12 protein-coding genes are annotated in these 15441 nt (G+C 74.3%); 3 read left to right on the top strand and 9 right to left on the bottom strand.

From position 1 onward, the window contains the following. Window positions 1-224 precede the first annotated feature (224 nt). Window positions 225-2300: a protein kinase domain-containing protein gene (locus QP090_RS19775; protein ID WP_285940561.1), complete on the top strand. Its 2076-nt coding sequence runs from the start codon at window positions 225-227 to the stop codon at window positions 2298-2300. Window positions 2301-2328: 28 nt separating this feature from the next. Here QP090_RS19775 and QP090_RS19780 read toward each other — a convergent pair whose 3' ends face one another. Both QP090_RS19780 and QP090_RS19785 read right to left on the bottom strand, forming a co-directional pair. Beyond that, the gene (locus QP090_RS19780; RefSeq protein WP_285940563.1) at window positions 2329-3258 is read right to left on the bottom strand and encodes a Ppx/GppA family phosphatase; all 930 of its coding nucleotides are present in this window, start codon (window positions 3256-3258) and stop codon (window positions 2329-2331) included. A gap of 266 nt (window positions 3259-3524) precedes the next feature. After that, the gene (locus QP090_RS19785) at window positions 3525-4010 is read right to left on the bottom strand and encodes an LURP-one-related/scramblase family protein (protein WP_285940564.1); all 486 of its coding nucleotides are present in this window, start codon (window positions 4008-4010) and stop codon (window positions 3525-3527) included. 59 nt (window positions 4011-4069) lie between these two features. On the opposite strand from QP090_RS19785, the gene QP090_RS19790 reads away from it, so the two are divergent. Beyond that, window positions 4070-4504 carry a PH domain-containing protein gene (locus QP090_RS19790; protein ID WP_285940565.1) on the top strand — a complete coding sequence of 145 codons (435 nt, stop codon included), beginning with the start codon at window positions 4070-4072 and terminating at the stop codon, window positions 4502-4504. A gap of 32 nt (window positions 4505-4536) precedes the next feature. Here the strand turns inward: QP090_RS19790 and QP090_RS19795 are convergent, their stop codons facing one another. Together QP090_RS19795 and QP090_RS19800 are read right to left on the bottom strand one after the other, a co-directional pair. Then, entirely contained in the window at window positions 4537-5484 is a 948-nt protein-coding gene (locus tag QP090_RS19795; protein WP_285940568.1) for a ribokinase, read from the bottom strand. 64 nt (window positions 5485-5548) lie between these two features. Then, window positions 5549-5767 carry a hypothetical protein gene (locus QP090_RS19800; protein ID WP_285940570.1) on the bottom strand — a complete coding sequence of 73 codons (219 nt, stop codon included), beginning with the start codon at window positions 5765-5767 and terminating at the stop codon, window positions 5549-5551. An 85-nt stretch (window positions 5768-5852) separates the two neighbouring features. Here QP090_RS19800 and QP090_RS19805 point away from each other — a divergent pair, with 85 nt between their 5' ends. Continuing rightward, entirely contained in the window at window positions 5853-6896 is a 1044-nt protein-coding gene (locus QP090_RS19805) for a DUF2293 domain-containing protein (RefSeq protein ID WP_285940571.1), read from the top strand. 94 nt (window positions 6897-6990) lie between these two features. Here the strand turns inward: QP090_RS19805 and QP090_RS19810 are convergent, their stop codons facing one another. From QP090_RS19810 to QP090_RS19830, 5 genes are read right to left on the bottom strand one after another with little or no spacing between them, the layout of a single operon-like run. Further along, the gene (locus QP090_RS19810; protein ID WP_285940573.1) at window positions 6991-8589 is read right to left on the bottom strand and encodes an alkaline phosphatase D family protein; all 1599 of its coding nucleotides are present in this window, start codon (window positions 8587-8589) and stop codon (window positions 6991-6993) included. Between the two features lie 43 nt (window positions 8590-8632). Further along, window positions 8633-12379, bottom strand: coding sequence for a glycosyl hydrolase (locus QP090_RS19815; RefSeq protein WP_285940575.1), 3747 nt, complete (start codon window positions 12377-12379; stop codon window positions 8633-8635). 4 nt (window positions 12380-12383) lie between these two features. Continuing rightward, complete coding sequence (locus QP090_RS19820; RefSeq protein ID WP_285940577.1) at window positions 12384-13211, bottom strand: carbohydrate ABC transporter permease; 828 nt, start codon at window positions 13209-13211, stop codon at window positions 12384-12386. Next, window positions 13208-14110 (bottom strand): carbohydrate ABC transporter permease, encoded by a 903-nt coding sequence (locus QP090_RS19825; protein ID WP_285940579.1) that lies wholly within the window; start codon window positions 14108-14110, stop codon window positions 13208-13210. Before QP090_RS19825 ends, QP090_RS19820 begins: the two co-directional genes overlap by 4 nt. A 2-nt stretch (window positions 14111-14112) precedes the next feature. Continuing rightward, window positions 14113-15396: an ABC transporter substrate-binding protein gene (locus tag QP090_RS19830; protein WP_285940580.1), complete on the bottom strand. Its 1284-nt coding sequence runs from the start codon at window positions 15394-15396 to the stop codon at window positions 14113-14115. Window positions 15397-15441 lie beyond the last annotated feature (45 nt).

Raw genomic sequence — 15441 nt, forward strand, 5'->3', positions numbered from 1 at the left:
CGGCTGGCCGACCAGCGTATGCCCGGCCGCGCCGGCGCAGGCCGCGGCACAGCCGACCATTCGGAGTTTTGCCGTATGCCGGGATGGACTTGGCGTTTTATTGACCTTTCACCGGCACTGGCCGTGCCGCTCCGGCTCTGCCATCGTGAGGATTCACGGGGCCCGCGTGCCGCCGCGACGGCGGCCGTTCGGAGGCGCCCCTGGGCGCAAGAGGTGAGTCGCCAATGGAGAACCCGACTTCGCGGCCGGGACCGGGGCCGACGCCGGCACCGCTGCGCGAGCTGGGTCCCGGCGACCCGGCGCGGGTGGGCCGGTACCGGATCGAGGCCAAGGCCGGCGAGGGCGGGATGGGCGCGGTCTACCTCGGCCGCGCCCCGGACGGCGGCCCGGTCGCGGTGAAGGTGGTCCGCGCGGCGCTCGCCGGCGACCGCACGTTCCTCGCCCGCTTCCACGACGAGGCCGCGCACGCCGAGCGGGTCGCCTCGTTCTGCACCGCGCAGGTGCTGGAGCACGGCGAGGACGCCGGCGTCGCCTACCTGGTCACCGAGTACATCGACGGCCCCTCGCTGCTCCAGCGGGTCGCGGACGGGGGGCCGCTGTCGCCGGGGATGCTGCACGGCGTCGCGGTCGGCGTGGCCGCCGCGCTCGTCGCCATCCACGCGGCCGGGCTGGTGCACCGCGACCTCAAGCCGAGCAACGTGCTGCTGTCCATGTCCGGGCCGCGGGTGATCGACTTCGGCATCGCCCGCGCGCTGGACGCGGCGAGCGCGCACACCCGCACCGGGCAGGTCGTCGGCACCCCGGGCTGGATCGCGCCCGAGCAGATCCTGACCCAGCAGGTGAGCCCGGCGGTCGACGTGTTCGCGTGGGGCTGCCTGGTGGTGTTCGCGGCCGGCGGGCGCAACCCGTTCGGGCAGGGCACCTTCCAGGTCATGGCCGCCCGCGTCGTGCACGCCGAGCCCGAGCTGGGCGACCTGCCGGGCCCGCTCGCCGGGCTGGTCCGGGCCGCGCTGGCCAAGGACCCCGAACACCGGCCCACCGCGCAGGAGCTGCTGCTCGCGCTCGTCGGCGGCTCGACCGAGACCGACGTGTCCACGACCCTGGGCGAGTCGTGGACGCCGCCCCAGCCCCCGCCGCCATCCCCGCCGCCGATCCCGCCGCCGTCTCCGTCTCCGTCCTCTGGCGTCACCTCTCAGGACGCCGCCGCGCCGGACGCCCGCCACGGCTCGCCCCCGCCACCGCACCCCGCCACGGAGGTGGCGCCCCCTCCCCAGTCGGGCACCTCGCCGATCGGGGAGGGGCGGACCGAGTCGCCGCAGCCCGTCATGCCCACCGTCCCCCCGGCGCCTCCGGCCCGGCGGGCGTGGCCCCGCAGAAAGGGGCCGCTGGCCGTCGGCGCCGCCGTGCTGCTGGTGGGCGCCGTGACGGGCAACTACCTGCTGACGCGGCCGGACGACGGGTCGCGAATGGCTGCCAAGACCACCGGCGGGTTCCCGGCCGAGCCGCTGCTGGTGCGGATCGACACGGCACCCGGATGGCCGAAGACCTGCCACGGCGACATCGGCACCTACGCGCCCGGTGCCGCCGCGCCCACCACCCTCGTCGGCGGGCCGACGTGCGACTCCCTTCCCCAGTACTCGCCCGACCGGAAGCGCGTCGCGTTCACCCGCAAGAACGGCGACAAGACCGAGGCGTGGGTGATGAACGCCGACGGCGGCGGCCCGCGGCGGGTCACCGACGCGCTGGCCGGCGGGCGCGTGACGTGGTCGGAGGACGGCCGGCGGCTGGCGTACATGGGCGAGCGCGCCGACGTCCGGCAGATCTACAGAACCGCGATCGACGGGGGCGCGGCTCAGCCGCTCACCACCGACCCGTCCGACAAGGACGACCCGATGTGCTCCCCGCAGGGCCGCCTCGTGTTCTGGAGCAAGCGCGACGGCGCCGAGCAGCTCTACTCGCTCGACGCGGAACGGCCGGCCGCGCCGTGGACCCGGATCACCCGCGACGGCGTCCGCGCCGTCGATCCCGCCTGGTCGCCGGACGGCTCGAAGATCGCCTACTCGCGGGGCGCCTACCCCGGCGGCGACATCTGGATCGTGAACGCCGACGGCTCCGCTCCGCACCGGGTCACCCGGGACCCCGCCCACGAGATGGACCCCTCCTGGTCGCGGGACGGCCGGTGGATCGCCTTCACCCGCGGCACCTGGGACCGCCCGGTGATCCACGCGATCCGCGCCGACGGCACCGGCGAGCGGCGGATCACCCCGCCCGGCCGCACCCTGGGCCACCCCGGCTGGTGATCCGGCACGGCCCCGCGCGGTCCGGCGGTCAGCCCGTGATCATGTCGAGCCGGCGCAGGATGACGCCCTCGCGCAGCGCCCAGGGGCAGACCTCCAGCTCGGCCAGGCCGAACAGGTCCATCGACGCGTCCGCGACGATCGCCCCGGCGGGGAGCTGCGAGGCCCGGCGCTCGGAGACGCCGGGCAGCGCGGCGCGCCCGTCGGCGGGCATCCCGGCCAGCTTCTCGGCCCATTCGGTCAGGTCGGAGTGGCGCAGCACCCGGCGCTGGTAGGGGCCGTCCGACGTGGACGCGGCGCCGCCGATCCGGGCGAGCTGCTTGAACGTCTTGGACGTGGCGACGGCGAAATCGGGCACGCCGTAACGGGCCACCTCGCCGACGTGCCGCGCGATCTCGGCGCGGACGTGCTTGCGCAGCTTGCGCACCTCGTCGGCGGGCACCGGGTCGGCGGTGAACCAGTCGCGGGTGAGCCGGCCCGCGCCGAGCGGCAGCGAGATCGCCACGTCGGGGTCCTCGTCGATGCCGGTCGCGATCTCCAGCGAGCCGCCGCCGATGTCGACCACCAGCAGCCGCCCGGCCGACCAGCCGAACCAGCGGCGCACCGCGAGGAAGGTCAGCCGCGCCTCGTCCGGGCCGGACAGGGCGCTGATGCCGACCCCGGTGCCGGTGCGGATGCGGTCGAGGACCTCCTCGCCGTTGGCGGCGTCGCGGACCGCGGACGTGGCGAACGCGACCAGGTCCTCCACGCCCTTGTCCTCGGCGACCTGGAGCGCCTCCTCGATGAACGCGCGGAGCCGGGTCTCGCCGTCGGCCGACAGCCGCCCGTCCTCGTCGAGGTGCGCGGCCAGGCGCAGATCGTCCTTGTGGGAGAACGCCGGCAGCGGGCGGGCGCCCCGATGGGCGTCCACCACCAGCAGGTGCACCGTGTTCGAGCCCACGTCCAGTACGCCGAGTCGCATGCCTCGACGCTACCGAACCGGCGGCCCGGCGAATGCCGCGGATCACCCCTATGCGGCCGGAGCTCCCGTGTAACGACCGCTGGAACATACGGCGCCCGGGCCCGGCCCGCGGCCGAGGGCGGGCACCGGACCGGCGGACGGGACGGCGGGGCGGCCCCGGGCCGGTGCACGCCCCCGCCGGGCCGGCACCGGACGGTGGGGTGACCCGCGGGGAAGTGCAATGTGGCCATCGCGGTCGGGGCCGACACGCCCGGCCGGCGCGCGGGTCAGCCGTCCTCGTCCGAGGTCAGCGCGTCCACGCACACCGCGACGCTGAGGACGAGGGCGACGTCGGCGCCCTCGTCGACGTCGACGGCGTAGGTGTCGCGGATCCGGAACCACTTGCGGGAGATCCGCGCGACCCGGCCCTCGTCGGACTCGATCTCGTACTCCTTGTCGATGATGTCGCCCTTGACCGTCCACGCGGAACCGTCGGCGAGCTCGACCTTGAAGCGCTCGCGCAGCAGGGTGAGGTGCTTCTTGTGCACCGACGCGAGGCGCTCGCCCTCGCGTTCGACCACCATCGTGTCGCGGATCGCCACCATCTTCCTGCGGATGACCGCGGCGACCTGGTCGTCGAGGGTCTTCAGCTCGAACGTCTGCCGGACCCGCAGCGCCTTGCCGTCCACCAGGAAGGCGCGCCGGCCGTCCTCGTCCTCGATCCAGTAGTCGTCGCCGATGCCGAAGATCCGGTCTCGCACCTTGAACCGCATGTGCCGCCTTCCGTGGTCGTCCCGCTCTTCCTACCCGACGGGCCGCTACCGTGTCGGCCATGGGGGAAGAGGCCGGACCCGGACGGCAGTGGCGGGTGCCGCCGGGACACGTGGCGCTGAAGTGCGCCGCCGCGGTGGCGGTCGCGGGGCTGGCTGCGCTGTCCGCGCACGACCGGCAGCTCGTGCTGCTGGCGGGCGTGGCGGCGATCGGCCTGGCCGGGCTGGCGGTGCGCGACCTGCTCACGCCGGTGCGGCTGGCCGCCGACGGCGCCGGGGTGACCGTGATGAGCGGCTACGCCGGGCATCGCCGGATCCCGTGGGCCGACGTCGAGGCGATCCGGGTGGACGAGCGGCGGCGGCTGCTCCTGCACACCCGGCTGCTGGAGATCGAGACCGTCGACGACCTGCACCTGCTCAGCGCGTTCGACCTGGGCGCCGACGTGCACGACGTCGCCGAAGAGCTGTTCCGGCTCCGCGCCGTCCCGGACGGCTGATCGGGCACCCGGACGGGCGGCGGGTCGGGCGGTCAGACGGGCAGGTCGTCGGCCGATCCCGGGTAGGAGCTCTGCGCCCCGGGCGTGCGCACGGACGCGGCGCCGACGCGGGCGGCGAAGCGGGCCGCGTCCGGCAGGGCGTCGCCCCGGGCCAGGCGCAGGCACAGCGCCGCCGTGAAGGCGTCGCCCGCGCCGGTCGTGTCGACGGCCTCCACCCGCGGCGAGGTCACCCGGGCCGTCCCGGACGCGTCCGCGACCAGCGCGCCGCCGGGCCCGAGGGTGATCACGACCGACCGGGGGCCCAGGCCGAGCAGCCCGTCCGCGAGCCCGGCCGGATCGCCGCCGTCCCCGTCCCCGTCCCCAGGAGGCCCGTCACCGCCGTCGCGGCCCGCCAGGAGGAAGGCGGCCTCGTGCTCGTTCACCACGAGGGGGTCGCACAGGCGCAGCAGCTCGTCCGGGACGGGGGCGGGCGGCGAGAGGTTGAGGACGACCCGCGCCCCGGCGTCCGCCGCGGTGCGCGCGGCGGCGAGGACGGCGGGGAGCGGCACCTCGAGCTGGAACGACACCACGGCCGCCGCGGCGATCATCGCGCGGGCCGCCGCGACGTCGGCGGGCCCGAGCCGCGCGTTGGCGCCGGGCGACACGATGATGCTGTTGTCACCGTCCGGGCCGACGGTGATCAGCGCGACCCCGGTCGGGCCGCCGGTGCCGAGGAGGTGGCCGAGGCCGACCCCGGCGGCGGCGAGCGAGGCGCGCAGCAGCTCGCCGTTGCCGTCGTCGCCGATCCGGCCGACGATCCCGACCCGGCCGCCGAGCCGGGCGGCGGCGACCGCCTGGTTGGCGCCCTTGCCACCCGGGTGGACGGCCAGGTCGGAGCCCAGCACGGTCTCCCCCGGCTCCGGGCGCCGGTCGACGCGGACCACCAGATCGGCGTTGACCGACCCGACGACGACGACCTCCGCGCGGTCCCGCTCGGGCATGTCCATCATCCGCCAAACAATCACACGGGCCGGCCCGGCCCGCAAGGCCCAGCCGCTCAGCCGCTCAGCCGGGGCTCAGCGCCGCCAGGTCCACCGCCCGTGCCAGGTCCTCCACCGTGGCGTAGTAGCCGCGTCCGGCCAGCGCCCCGCCGCCGGTCACCAGGAAGGCCGAGCCGACCTCCGCCCCGATCCCCGCGAAGTCGGCCCATACCCGGTGCGCCCCCGCCAGCCGCACGGCGGTGACCCGCATCCCACCGGGCCCGGTCCAGTTCCCCCGTTCCATGAGATCGACATTACGTTCCGTGACCGCGCAGCTCCGTTCCGGCCCCGGTCCTGCGGGGGTCCGGAGGTCGGTAGCGTTGGCGCTCATGAGCTTGGGACGGCGGGTCGAGGACGCCGCGGACGGGATCCTGAAACGGACGCGGTCGGTGTCGGCGGTGGAGGTGTTCACCCAGATCCGCTGGTTGCGGACCGCGCAGGTGGACGAGTGGCGGCAGGGGCGGCACGCCTCCCTCGAGGCGGTCATGCCCGTCGGCGCCGACCGCATCGGCGACGCCGCGCGGGCGCTGCGCGCGTGGGCCGAGGCCCGGGGGCTGGACTCCAGCGAGGCCGTCTACCTCGCGGCCACCCGCGACCGGCGGGCGCTGCGGTTCACCGCCGCGGGCGGTGAGGCGGCCGAGCGCGCCCTCCGCCTGCACTGGACCTCCCCCGATCTGACGCCGGCGCAGCGCGAACGGCTGACCGCCAAGCAGAACCGGGCCCCCGACCTGGTGGCCGTCGTGCCGGAGAAGGCGTGGGCCTGCGCCGGATGCGGCGGCACCGGCGAGTTCCACCTCGTGGAGGACGACGCGCCGCTCTGCCTGGCCTGCGCCGACCTCGACCATCTGGTGTTCCTGCCGTCCGGCGACGCCGCGCTGAGCCGCCGGGCGAAGAAGGAGAGCGGGCTCTCGGCGCTGGTCATGCGGTTCAACCGGCGGCGCAAGCGGTACGAGCGGCGCGGCCTCCTCGTCGAGGAGGCGGCGCTCCAGCGGGCCGAGGAGCTGTGCCTGGCCGACGAGGACGCCCGGTCCAGGCGCCGCGACCGCGACCGGGGGCGCCGCGCGGAGCAGGACCTCGACCTCCAGGAGCGGATGGCCGCGGAGATCGTGCGGCTCTTCCCCGGCTGCCCGGCCGACCGCGCGGCGGAGATCGCCGGGCACGCCGCGGTGCGCGGCAGCGGCCGGGTCGGGCGGTCGGCGGCGGGCCGGGAGCTGGACGAGGAGGCCGTCACGCTCGCCGTCGTCGCCTCCGTCCGGCATCTCGACACCGGCTACGACCGGCTCCTGATGGACGGCGTTCCGCGCGCGGACGCGCGCGCCGCGATCCGCGCCACGGTCGACCGGGTGCTCAATACGTGGCGGCGGGCGCCCTAGCCGTACCGCACGGGCCCGGTTCCAGAGAATTCCGGAACCGGGCGTATCCGGACGGATACGTCATGCGCCTGGACGTCGCCGGCCGGGAGGCGGGCTACACCGCCTGGAGGCCGGGGTTGCCGTTCTCGGTCACGAACGAGGCCCGGGTGCTGACCGGTGCGCCCGGCCGCGTCACGTACGGGAGGACGCGGAAGTCGGCGCGGCAGGTGTCCTTGGTGAGCGTGCACCGGACGTAGCCGCGCTGGTAGCTGGTGAACTTGATGTGCTCGTTGGCGTCGAGCAGGTCCTGGCCGCCCGGGTCCAGGTCCATCCCGTCCATCTTGGTGGAGATCGAGGTGCCGACGAACTCCACGCCGATGGTGCGCGAACGCGGGTCGTCGAAGTCCGTCCGCAGGTCGGCGGCCATGTGCCGGTGCATGTCGCCGGTCAGCACGACCGGGTTGCGCACCCTCGGGTCGGCGAGCCGGGCGAACAGCCGGTCGCGGGCCGGCTTGTAGCCGTCCCAGAAGTCCATGACGAACGCCCGGCCGTCACCGGGGACGGTGTCGACCTGGGTGACCGGGATCTGCTGCGGGATGATGTTCCACGTCGCGCGCGAGCGGCGCAGGCCGTCGAAGAGCCACCGCTCCTGGGCGTCGCCGAGGACGGTGCGGCCGGGCGTGAGCCGCTCGGCGCAGTCGCTGGTCTTGTCCCCGCACGCCTGGTCGTCGCGGTACTGGCGGGTGTCGAGCAGGTGGAACTGCGCGAGGCGGCCGTAGCCGAGGCCGCGGTAGAGGCGGGCGCTCGGCCCGTTCGGCTTGTTCGGCAGCCGCAGCGGGAGGTTCTCGTAGTACGCCTGGAAGGCGGCGGCCTTGCGCTTGCGGAACACCGCCGGGTCGGTGCCGGGGTCCTTGCCGAAGTCGCCGACCCAGTTGTCGTCGATCTCGTGGTCGTCCCAGATCAGCGCCCAGGGATGCGCCTGGTGGGCGGCGATGATGTCGGGGTCGTAGTGGTGCAGCGCGTGCCGCAGCCGGTACTGGGTGAGGTCGTAGGGCTCCGCCCTGACCTCGGCGGGCAGCGCCACGTTCCGCACGCCGCCCGCCTCGTCGATCGGGTTCTCGTAGATGTAGTCGCCGAGGTGGAAGATGAAGTCGACGTCCTCCTCGGCCAGGTGCCGGTAGGCGGTGTAGTGGCCCTCGAACCACGCCTGGCAGGACGCGACGCCGAACTTCAGCTCGCTGAGCGCGGCGCCGTGCGCGGGCGCGGTCCGGGTCCGCCCGGCCGGGCTCTGCGCCCCGCCGGCGCGGAAGCGGTAGAAGTACTCCCGTCCCGGCGCGAGCCCGCTCACCTCGACGTGCACCGAGTGCGCCAGTTCCGGGACGGCGTGCGTGCGCCCCCTTCGGACGATCTTCCGGAACCGCTCGTCGGCGGCGACCTCCCAGACCACCTCGACCTTGTGCGGCGGCATCCCGCCGAGGCCGTCCAGGGCGAGCGGCTGCGGCGCGAGCCGGGTCCACAGCACGACGCCGTCCGGCCACGGGTCGCCGGAGGCCACGCCCAGGGTGAACGGGTCGTCGCCGAACGCGGGCGCGGCCCACGCCTTGCTGGTCGAGAAGCCGGCCGCGGCGGCGCCGAGGCCGAGGGCCCCGCCGCCCGCGAGCAGCTCGCGCCGTCCTAGCGACGGGCCGGACGGCCGGTTCTGGGCACTGGTCATGGAGGTCTCCTCGAACGTGAGGGGTGCGTGGGGTGAGGGGCGGTCAGGTTCCGGGACGCAGGCGCAGGAGCACCGGGCCGAACATCCCGGACGCGCGCTGGCCGTCGAACACGAAGTGCGTCGGGCTCACTTCGTCGAGGTAGGGGGCCAGGGTGCCGAACACGAGGACCTCGATGTCGTTCACCCCGGGACGCAGGGCCGTCCCGAGGTCGAACGTGTAGGGCGCGCAGACGCGGACGCCCGCGGGACGCCCGTTCACCGTCACCTCGGCGGTGCCCCGCACCTTCCCAAGATCGAGCGTCGCCGTCCCGGAGGCCATCGGGGTCGGGGGGAGCTCGACCCGCCGGCGGTAGCGCACGCCGCCGCTGTATCCGGCCAAGCCGACCTCCTCCCAATCGCCCGGTTCGATCGTGCCGGGGCCCATCGCGAACCGCACCGGCCCGGCGAGCGCGGCGCCCGCCCGGTGGCCCGGCCGAGTCCGGATCCGCAGCGTCGCCGTGCGCGCCGCCGTCCGGCCCCCTGGGAGCATCAGATCGAAGGCCGCCGAACGCCCGGTGAACTCCAGTGGCCGCCCGTCCACCAGGACGTCCAACAGTTCGCCGCGCAGGTCGAAGGCCATCCGGGTGGCGCCGGGCGGCACCGTGAGGCGCAGCCGTTCGATCCGGCCGCCGCCCGTCCCCGGGACGTCGAGCACCGTCGGCAGGACGACTCCGCCGCCGGGCCCGCCGCCGCCGCCATCGTGGCCGTCGGTTTCGAGCCAGGCCGTGCCGGTCAGCGGGTGGGGGCGGCGGTGCAGGTGCAGCGCGGCCGGGTCGCCGTGCTGGCGGCGCCTCGGCAGGACGGGCACCGGCTCGCCGTCGCGGGTCGCGGTCCAGCCCGGGGCGCCGGAGACGGCCGGGCCGTCGACCAGGACGGCGGGCGGCGCCCCCTCCTCGGTGAGGACCAGCGTCAGCTCGGCGTTCGCCGCGCCGGTCAGGTCGTAGCGGCCGACGCGCGGGACCTCCTGCTCGGCGTACGGGTCGAAGCCGCCCTGGCGGCCGATCTCCGCGCCGTCCACCAGGATGCGGCAGGGCGCCGCGGACGCCACCTGGAGGACGGTGCCGGGGCCGAGCGGCACGGTGAACGCGACCCGCGCGCCCGGCCGCCCGTCCCCCCCGGCGGTGATCCACTCCGGACGGCGGTACCGCCCGGGGTCGGTCACCACGGCCAGGTGGGCGCGCAGCCGCACGTCCTCGCCGGGGACGAGGTGGAGCTCGACGTCGTGCTCACCGGGAGCGAGCCGGGTGGCGCCGTCCGCGAGGTACCCGTGATCGTCGAGGGGGACGGCCGCTCCGTCCACCGTGAGCGTCTTGGCGGCGGCGGCGCCGACCGCGACGAATCCGCCGCCGCCGTCCGGCACGGTCAGGCGCGTGCGGAACAGCACCCGCTCCCCCGCCCGGACGTCGCCGAAATCGAGGAACTCCTCGGGCACGTGGCCCTTCGGTCCGAGGAAGTCGCGGTGGACGGTGTCCTTGCGGATGCCGCGCGAGTCGGAGTATTCGGCCGTCCGGCCGGGGCCGCCCGGCGCGGCGGTCCACACGCCGTGCGGACCGAACGTGGCGTGCGCCCCGTCCCAGCCGTCCTCGCCCTCGACCTGGTGGGAGAGGGCCCAGCACTCCAGCGGCACGGGCTCGCCGGCGGGACGGGCGAAGTCGCCCCAGGCGTTGTCGAGCGTCGGCACCAGCTCCATGCTCCAGGACGCCCCGAGGCCGATCTCCGTCTCGGGGACCCGCCTGACGGGAGGCGCGGCGGGCGGGATCGCCCCGTCCTCACCGCCGGGGAAGATGATCAGCGCGGCGGGCCCGTCGTCGAACGGCACGACGACCTCGGCGGCCGTCCCCGAGACGGTGCACGCGAGCGGCCTCAGCGGGCCGCCGAACGGGCCGGCGAGGTAGGCGGGGCCGGTCACGCCCTCGACGCGCACGGGCATCTCCCGCAGGTAGCGGCCCGGATCGAAGTCGTAGGTCACGTCGACCCAGCCCTGGTCGGCGCCGCGCTCGTCGGGACGCTCGACCGACACGCGGCTGGCCATGGACGGGGTCGCGGTCACGAACACCACGGTCGCGCCGTCGACCTCGCGGACCAGGGCCGGGACGGGCGCCTCCACGCGCCGCCGGGCCGCCAGCAGCGCGTCCAGACCGGCCACGTCCGGGACGGTCTCCACCATCCCGGCGAGCCGTGCCACCGCCTCGCCCGCCGCCGCGTCGCCGACGCCCTCGCGCGGCGGCGGGCCGATCGCGATGACGCGCCCGCCCGCCTCGATGAGGGCGGCGAGCCGCCGGGCGGTGTCGCCCTCCAGCACGGTGCACGCGGGCAGCAGGACGGTCGCGTAGGCCTCGTCCGCGACGTTCAGGCGGCCGTCCGCGACCGTCGCGCGCTGGACCGAGTCGTCGTCCACGACGTCGGCGTCGACGCGGAGCCGGTCGAGGGCGCCGGGCACCATCCGGAACCAGGCCATGTCGCCGATGAGCGCCCGGTAGGTGTCCTGGGCGAGGGCGGCGCCGGAGTCCACGCCGTCCAGCCGCGTCCCGGCCTGGGCGGTCGCGGTCGGGAAGAGCACGGCCACGTCGCACACGTGGCGGCCGAGCGAGAGCGCCGCGCAGAGCCGGGCGACCGCGTCCGCGAAGACCTTGTAGTGCGCCCAGTAGGGCTGGCGCCAGTCGGTGGACGGCGGCGCCCACTCCCACCAGCCCGCCCTGGTCGTGTAGTAGGCGGCGTGCGGGTTGTACAGCGTCGCGCCGGACCGCAGCCACGGCAGCAGCCAGTCGAAGGTCTCCTCGATCGTCCCGCCCCAGCCGCTGGAGTGGAACGCCTCGATCCACGTCCGTTCCCGGCCGTACAGGTGGGCGAGGGACGAGTGGACGCGCGCGTCGCCGTGGTGGTCGGAGCCGGGCGCGCCGAACCAGCGGTGGGTGCGCGCGTAGTCGGCGTAGAGCCGCACCCCGTCCACCGGGTGCCCGGCCCGCGCCGGGTCCTGCTGGTCGCAGCCGACCAGCAGGCCGTGCCGCTCGTGCCATTCGGCCAGCGGCCGGAAGAACGCCTCCTCGGCGAGTTCGGCGCGGGTCGCGTGGTAGTCACGGCGGATCTGCCCGTCCCGGCCCGCCGGCCCGGACGGGCCAGGCGCGCCGGACGGGCCGCCGTCCCACAGCACGGCCAGGTGCGGCGTGAGGTCGTAGCCGCGGCGCTTCTCGAACTCCTCGGCGAACGGCTCCGACCAGGTCGGCAGGGAGGGCAGCTCGTCCTGGAACGACCCGGCGATCACGGTGCCGAGCCGGTGCCCGAGGCGCCGCTCGAACTCGCCGTGCACCCGGTCGAGCAGTACCGCGCACGCCTCGGCCGACAGGTAGTCGAAGCCGCGCACCGACACCCCGCCGTCCCGGTCCAGCCACCGCCCGGCGTACCCGGGGGCGTCCCGCACCAGGCGGGCCTGGAGGTCGGCGCCGGAGAAGCCGAGCTGGTCGTAGAACCAGAGCGACACCCCGAGCGCCCCGGCGTCCTCGCAGACGCCGTCCAGGAGTTCCCACCACGCCTCGGAGAAGAACGGGGGGTCGTCGGCGTCCGCGCCGAACATCGGGCCCGAGGGCGCCAGGTTCAGCACGACCAGGTTGTGGACGCCGCCGGCGGCGAACCGCTCGAGCTGGTCGCGCAGGCGCCGCCGGTCCAGCCGGTCGCCGCTCCACCACCAGATCGGCGCCGGGGAGTAGGCCCGCGGCGGGTCCGCCAGGACCGCGCGCAGCCGCGCCGGGATCACGGCCTCATCCCTTCAGCCCGCTCGCGAAGCCCTTGATCACATACCGCTGGAGCACCAGGAAGACCACCAGGATCGGCAGCGCGGCCAGCACCAGCCCAGCAAAGACCAGGCCGTAGTCGGAGACGTACTGCCCGACGAAGGCGAAGATCCGCACCGGGACCGTCTCGCGCGCCGACCCGCCCAGGTAGAGCAGCGGCGTGAAGAAGTCGTTCCAGATGAACACGGCGTTGAGGATCAGCACCGTGCCGGTGATCGGCCGCAGCAGCGGGAACACCACCCGGGTGAACGCCTGCCAGTGCCCCGCGCCGTCGATCAGCGCGGCGTTGGCGTAGTCGGCGGGCAGCGCCCGGATGAACCCGGTGTACAGGAAGATCGTGAACGGCAGCTGGATGCCGGTGTAGAAGATGATCATTCCCTGGTAGCTGCCCAGCAGCCCGGCCGAGTCGACCAGCTTGAACAGCGGGATCATGCCGAGCTGGAACGGCAGCACGATGCCGAGCAGGAACAGCACGTACAGCCCGAACCCGAGCCGGGACGCGCAGCGCGCCAGGAAGTAGGCGGCGAACGACCCGACCGCGATGAGCAGCAGCAGGCTGACCACCGTGATCACGGTGCTGTTCAGCAGCGCCGAGCCGAGCGAGGCCCGCTGCCAGGCGTCGGCGAAGTTGCCGAACGTCGGGGACGTCGGCGGCGCCAGCGGCGTCGACGCGATCTGCTGCTTGTCCTTCAGCGACAGCGTGATCAGCGCGTACACCGGGAACAGGAACGCCAGGGCGACAGCGATCATCACCAGTTCGAGCAGGAACGTGCGGAACCCGTAGCGGAGCTTCACGCGCTCACCTCCCGGCCGCGCAGATAGAAGATCTGGACCATCGACACCGCGGCCACGAACAGCGCGAGCACCAGGGCGATCGCGGTGCTGTAGCCGTAGTTGCCGAAGACGAACGCCTGCTTGTACAGCACCGTCGACAGGGTCTCGCTGGCATGCCCGGGGCCTCCGTTGGTGGCCGCGTAGACCTGGTCGAACAGCTTGAGGCCGCCGATCGTGGACAGCATCACGTTGATCGTGACGGCGGGCGCCAGCAGCGGCCAGGTCACGTGCCGGAACCGCTGGAACCGCCCGGCGCCGTCGATCATCGCGGCCTCGTGCAGCTCGGCCGGCACCCCCTCCAGCCCGGCCAGGAAGATGACCATCGAGTAGCCGGCGAACTGCCAGACCACCATCCCGGCCACCGACCAGATCGCCAGCGAGGGGTCGCCGAGCCAGTCCTGGCGCAGCCCGCCGAGCCCGACGGCGCCGAGGATGCCGTTGAGGCCGGCGTCCGGCGCCGGGTTGTAGACGTACTTCCACAGGAAGGCGACCATCACCGGGCTGACCACGGCGGGTGCGAAGAACACCACCCGCAGCAGCGCCCGCGACTTGATGGCGGTGTGCACGCCGAGCGCGAGCGCGAGCCCGACGCCGTTCTGGACGATGACGATCGCGACGCTCAGCAGCAGCGTGTTGACGAGCGAGCCGCGCGCCGCGTCGTCCTGGAGGAGCTTGCTGAAGTTGTCGAGGCCGTTGAAGGAGCTGTCGCCGATGCCGTTCCAGTCGGTGAACGCATAGACGATGCCGCTGGCGGTCGGGTACAGCACCACCAGCGCGTAGACCGCCAGGGCGGGCGCCGCGAACCACCACGGCGGCCTCAGGAACCCGCCCTTGGCGCGGCGGATCGTGAGCAGGGACACGGCTACTTCTTCCGGTAGGTCTCGTCCAGCTTGGCGAGACCGGCCGCGACGGTGGTCTTGCCGCCGAGCAGCTCCTGCACCATCGCGAAGTGCGCGGGCTGCACCTCGGCGTTGGGCCAGTTCTGGTCCATGAACGGCACGGCCCTGTTCCCGTCCATGAACGACAGGAACGGCTCCAGCACCGGGTCGATCTTGGAGCTGGAGTCGCGGACGAGCGGCACGCACGCGACCGCCTCGGCCCACGTGTTGATGTTCTGCTGCTCGCCGAGGAACTCGATGAACGCCTTGGCGGCGTCGCGGTTCTTGCCGCGCGCGCTGACGCCGAGGCCGACCACGACGCCCGCCGGGATCCACACCCCGGCCGCGTCGTCCGCGCCCGGCACCGGGAACATCGACAGGTCGTCCGGTCCGGACGCCGCCTTGCGGAAGTCGGGCAGCACCGCCGAGACCTGGATCGCCATGGCGGCCTTGCCGGTCGCGACCATGGAGGTCTGCTGCTCGAAGGTGGTGCCGTTCGGGTTGTCGTTGAAGAACCCGCGCTTCTGGAGCTCCAGGTACATCTCCAGCGCCTGCACCCAGCCGGACTTCGCGAAGGTCGCCGATCCCGCCTGCATCTGGCTGTCGAACTGCGGATTCTCGGCGTACACGGTGGACGGCACCAGCGCGTAGCTGATGAGCTGGGTGACCCAGGGCGTCTGCGCGCCGAGCGCGATCGGGATCTTGCCCTTCTTCTTGATCTTCTCGCAGACCTGGAGGAACTCCGGCCAGGTCTTCGGCGGTTCGACCCCGGCCTCCTGGAAGACCTTCTTGTTGTAGATCGCGCCGATCACGCTGGCGCCGGCCGCGTGGATCAGGGTCTTGCCGTCGCGCTGGAACGCGGGCTTGAAGTTGGCCGGGATCTTCTTGGTCCACGCCTGGTCGCTCAGGTCGGCGAGCAGCCCGGCCTGGGAGATCTGCATCATGCTCATCGCGCTGCCGTTGCCCGGGAACACCACGTGCACGTCCGGCGCGTTGCCCGCGCCGAGCTGGGTGCGGACGGAGGTCTGCACCTGGTCGGTCGGCGCGTAGGAGGCGTTGAACTTGGACTTGGTGTAGGCCTTGGTGAGCAGGTCCAGCGGCTTCTGCTGGTCGGCGACGCCGACCAGCCGCAGGGTGCCGCCGGAACCGCCCGACGACCCGCCGCACGCGGCCAGCGCTCCGGGCAGTGCGATCGCCCCGGCGGCCATCCCGGACGCCCGCAGGAACCCGCGGCGGCTGAGGGCCGCCCTCTCGAACGACGCTGACATGTGTCCTCCTTGATGTCCGGCGAAAGGGTCGCCGGGGCCGTCCCC

This window comes from Actinomadura xylanilytica (assembly GCF_030283145.1).
Lineage (GTDB): Bacteria > Actinomycetota > Actinomycetes > Streptosporangiales > Streptosporangiaceae > Spirillospora > Spirillospora xylanilytica.

Bases quoted from the DNA above. Each gene is read 5' to 3' on its own strand.
- QP090_RS19775 (WP_285940561.1), top strand. From the start codon at position 225: ATGGAGAACCCGACTTCGCGGCCGGGACCGGGGCCGACGCCGGCACCG.
- QP090_RS19780 (WP_285940563.1), bottom strand. From the start codon at position 3,258: ATGCGACTCGGCGTACTGGACGTGGGCTCGAACACGGTGCACCTGCTG.
- QP090_RS19785 (WP_285940564.1), bottom strand. From the start codon at position 4,010: ATGCGGTTCAAGGTGCGAGACCGGATCTTCGGCATCGGCGACGACTAC.
- QP090_RS19790 (WP_285940565.1), top strand. From the start codon at position 4,070: ATGGGGGAAGAGGCCGGACCCGGACGGCAGTGGCGGGTGCCGCCGGGA.
- QP090_RS19795 (WP_285940568.1), bottom strand. From the start codon at position 5,484: ATGCCCGAGCGGGACCGCGCGGAGGTCGTCGTCGTCGGGTCGGTCAAC.
- QP090_RS19800 (WP_285940570.1), bottom strand. From the start codon at position 5,767: ATGGAACGGGGGAACTGGACCGGGCCCGGTGGGATGCGGGTCACCGCC.
- QP090_RS19805 (WP_285940571.1), top strand. From the start codon at position 5,853: ATGAGCTTGGGACGGCGGGTCGAGGACGCCGCGGACGGGATCCTGAAA.
- QP090_RS19810 (WP_285940573.1), bottom strand. From the start codon at position 8,589: ATGACCAGTGCCCAGAACCGGCCGTCCGGCCCGTCGCTAGGACGGCGC.
- QP090_RS19830 (WP_285940580.1), bottom strand. From the start codon at position 15,396: ATGTCAGCGTCGTTCGAGAGGGCGGCCCTCAGCCGCCGCGGGTTCCTG.